Annotated in this window: 3 protein-coding genes and 2 pseudogenes; all 5 read left to right on the top strand. The window is 31.4% G+C overall.

All coding sequences use genetic code 11. The features are described 5' to 3' along the window. Window positions 1-1,178: 1,178 nt before the first annotated feature. Window positions 1,179-1,409 (top strand): annotated as a pseudogene (locus HMPREF9402_RS10695) (helix-turn-helix domain-containing protein); the annotation flags it as partial. A gap of 176 nt (window positions 1,410-1,585) precedes the next feature. Next, on the top strand, window positions 1,586-1,900 hold the full coding sequence (locus HMPREF9402_RS10690) for an IS3 family transposase (protein ID WP_081448235.1): 315 nt from the start codon (window positions 1,586-1,588) through the stop codon (window positions 1,898-1,900). Between the two features lie 228 nt (window positions 1,901-2,128). Then, window positions 2,129-2,323: pseudogene (locus HMPREF9402_RS15055) on the top strand (transposase); the annotation flags it as partial. 245 nt (window positions 2,324-2,568) lie between these two features. Beyond that, window positions 2,569-3,609: an IS1595 family transposase gene (locus HMPREF9402_RS10680; protein WP_006783730.1), complete on the top strand. Its 1,041-nt coding sequence runs from the start codon at window positions 2,569-2,571 to the stop codon at window positions 3,607-3,609. A 69-nt stretch (window positions 3,610-3,678) separates the two neighbouring features. Beyond that, on the top strand, window positions 3,679-4,155 hold the full coding sequence (locus tag HMPREF9402_RS10675; protein WP_006783731.1) for a DUF4825 domain-containing protein: 477 nt from the start codon (window positions 3,679-3,681) through the stop codon (window positions 4,153-4,155). Window positions 4,156-4,190 lie beyond the last annotated feature (35 nt).

The raw sequence follows: 4,190 nt of genomic DNA, 5'->3' as shown, positions 1-4,190 counted from the left end.
TACGTAAACTAACAGTTTTCATGTTTCTTTATTGAATATTATTACTAATCAAATTTTCATCAATTATAGCCAATTGTAATGAATAACTTTAAACGAAAACTTTAGGTAGCTTGGCTACTAGTTTTATAGAATTGGTTAGATTTGGAATTTTCAGAAGCGGAAAAATGCTTTGTATGACAGATACTTAGTAGTAAAAGTTATGATATAGAAAAGTACTTTGTTTGTTGAATTTAAATATGGGCGTAGGAGATTGTTAAAATATTATAGATAGAAGAAGTATATATTTTATGATTTTATAAAGTTCTTTGAATTTCTGATGAGAGTAAGAGTAGAGGATATTCTTTTTCACGCGTAGAAATTTTATAATAATACGCAAAATGATAAGTTGATTTATCGGTGGATGTGTGAAATTTTAAAATAGTCACTATTACCGCTTAAATGTCTTATTACATTTTTGATTTTACATCGTCTAATATGTGTTTTATTCTAGGAAAAAAGAGATTGAACAAGGTAGAATTTATCAAGGATAATTTTAGCTTGATAAATAAGTTACTTAATTAAACTGATATAAGATGAATAAATGTTAATGATAATATTTTTGATGCAGGAACTAGTTTCTTTTTTATATCGATTAAAATAAGATAGAAAATAGGTTAGATATTGATTAATCTATTTTCTATCAGTATCATACGAGAGAAATAACATCCTTTCTACTGATGACTTCACTGATTTAAATTCATCAAACAAAGATTTTTAGGTAGATAACTAAAAATCAAAGCCTGGATTCATAAAGAGGGGGATAGATTTATTAATTGATGAGTGAGAGAGTTTTGAGGAGGGGATATGATATCCTACTCTGAGACTTTATTCTAAGTTGCTAAGGTAATAGAATATTGTGAGATTAAGAAGATACTATAGTTTGATGTGCACCCCAAATGTTAGACTAAAAATTCTAACTTTAGGGGTGCATTTTTATGACCAAATATAATCCGAAATTTAAACATCAAGTGATTAAAGAATATTTAAATGGTAATGTAACTTATGCTTACCTTACTCAAAAATATCAGATTTCAAGTTCTAAATAGGTTCAAGAATGGGTTAGACAATACAAATTATTTGGAAAAAAGGGATTAGAGCGTAAACAAAGACAAGATTACACTGGTGAATTTAGGTTAAATGTATTAAACTATATGAAAACAACAGGTGTCTCATATAGTATAACTGCTAATCACTTTGGAATTTCAGATATCGGAACCATTGCGAATTGGAATACAAAATTTCTTAGAGATGGTATTGAGGCATTCTTTAAACCGAAAGGAAGGCCTCAATCCCCTATGACAAAAGCAAAACAATCTAAACAATCCAAAACATTAACACGTGAACAACAATTAGAAGAAGAAAATAAATGATTAAGAATAGAGATTGAATACTTAAAAAAGTGTCAGGCTCATGGGATTGCCCCCTGGAGTCACACAATTAAATCAAAACAAAAATCATAGAAGAATTAACGGATGAGTTTCATTTATCCGATATTTTAAAAGTGACGAAATTTCCAAAATCAACTTACTATTACTGGGGCAAAAAGATGGCACAAGATAATCCAGATCAAGAGCTTGAAGACCTCATTTTAACTATTTTTAAAGAAAATGATGAGAATTACGGTTATCGTCGAATCACAGATGAGCTTCATCATCGAGGTCATCAGGTTAACCATAAGAAAGTTTATCGCCTGATGAAAAAGCTAGGAATTAGTTGTATTAAGTTTAGCCATAAAACACGTAAATATCGCTCATATAAAGGGAAAATAGGAACTATCGCAAAGAATCGAATCAATCGTCGATTTCATACACCTTATCCTTATCAGAAACTCACAACAGATGTGACTGAATTTAAAACATAAGAAGGAAAGAAATTATATTTAAGCCCTATCATGGACATGGCAACAGGTGAAATTTTATCCTTTTCAATGAGTCATAAACCTGACTTAAGTTTTGTCATGGAGTCATTAAATCAAGTCCTACCTATAATCAAACAAGCAACCTATAGAACAACGATTCATTCCGATCAAGGTTGGTAGTATCAGCATCAAAAGTGGGTTCAAACCTTAAAGAAAAATAGAGTCTTTCAAAGTATGTCACGAAAAGGGAATTGTTTAGATAATTCTCCTATGGAAAACTTCTTTGGCATACTTAAGCAAGAAATGTACTATGGAAAGACATTTAAAACCTATGAGGAGTTAAAAGAAGCCATTGAAAAATATATATACTACTATAATCATAAACGAATCAAAAGAAAATTGGCTGGCATGAGTCCAGTCCAATAGCAAATTCATACCAGCCAATTAGCTGCATAATATTAAGTTCAACTTTTGGGGTTCACTACAGTTCTTTTTTTTTGAGAAGGTTTTTTAGATAAATAGGGATTGATTATCTCTTCAAATTTAACATTATTTCTTTAATTAAGGCTCTGTTTTAGAAAAGTGTTGATATTTCACACAGAATTTGCATAACTCCCTACTAAAATATCCATTATAATATTATCAGAACGTATGTTTGAGGAGTTTGATTTATGCCAAAAGCAGTTATTTTAGCACTTTTAAAGCGAGTATCACCGATTGATTTATCAGAAATCTTAGTTGAAGTTGAAAAAGGAATCTTTAAATCCGATTTATCTAAACTTCAAACTGAGATTCAAGAAACCAGGTATTCATCAGGGCAATATAAATGCCCTTTTTGTCATGGCGACCATATTGTAAAGAATGGTAAAGCAAAAGGAAATCAACGTTATCTCTGTCGTAATTGTAGAAAATCATTTAGCCAACAAACTCAAACGCCAACTGCTTATTCAAAGAAAGAAACAAAAGTATGGATTGATTATATTGAATGCATGATTAAGGGATATAGCTTACGCCGTTGTGCATGGGAATGTAATATTAACCTCGCCACAGCCTTCTTTTGGCGACATAAAATTTTAGATGCTCTTAGTTCATTCATGGGAACAGGAGAAGTTGATGGATTGGTTGAAGCAGACGAATGTTATCTTCGTTATAGCTATAAAGGAAACCATTCTAAAAGTAAACGATTTACAATGCCAAGACCACCCCGTAAACGTGGTGGGGAGTCTGTTGGAAAACGTGGCTTATCAAGTGAACAAGTCTGTATTGGAACGGCATTAGACAGAACAGGCAATATTTTAATTGGTATGATAGGAACAGGACGAGTGAAATATGATAACCTAAAACGCTTCTTTGAGGGGCATATCGCTCCTTATTCTATTTTGTGTACCGATAGTGCGCATGGCTATGGGAAATTAGCTAAACAACTGGACTTAGAGCATAAAGCCATTCCATCCGGAAAACATATGAAAGGTATCTATCACATCCAACATATTAATGCGTTTCATAGTAACTTTAAAGGTTTCTTACAAAAGTTTAGAGGGGTCTCAACTAAGCATTTACATAGTTATTTAATGTGGTTCAAGTGGATTGAGCTTTTTAAAGATGAAAAAGAACTTCTAAAAATCCAGAAAGCTTATGTACAATCACAAGCAAGTTATTCTGTAGTGTCTAACGAAATAATTCGAGGAAGAATAGCTAATTTTATTATGTAAAGACTAACACCTCAGTTTGTTGTAAAAAAATGGAATTTGATATATAATAGAAAATAGGGGGTGATTGGAATGAAGAAGTTACTTATGATTTCAATGTTGTTATCATTAGTTCTTGTCGGTTGTGGGAAACCAACGAATATGACTGATTTGTTAAATTACAAAGGGTCTTATGTTGGTGATAATTCTGCTGTTGGTCATATTATAGAGATTTTGCCAGCCCATGAGCATTTAGACGGTTTTGAATTACAAACAAGTAAAGAACCGTATGAGGTGACGATTAATTACAAACCATTTGACGAGGCTACTGTTGAGTTAGAAGATGGTTCAACGTCAAAAGTTGCATTAAACGAGGTATTACAAGGAAACTCAATGATTATCTTATCTCTCGTTACAAATGCAGAGATTGTAAATTTTAATATCGGAGACCAAGAGACGATAACCTTTGATAGAACTACATTATCTGATAATTATGGCAATGATTTAGAAAGTATTTCAGAAGATGTATCATCTTTACAAAATTTTATAAAAACTTATACCGTTAAATAATAAAAAGCTGTTCAAATATTTAGTAACAGCTTTTA

It is taken from the genome of Turicibacter sp. HGF1 (genome assembly GCF_000191865.1).
GTDB classification, from domain to species: domain Bacteria; phylum Bacillota_I; class Bacilli_A; order MOL361; family Turicibacteraceae; genus Turicibacter; species Turicibacter sanguinis.
This window is presented reverse-complemented; position numbering and strand designations above follow the sequence as displayed.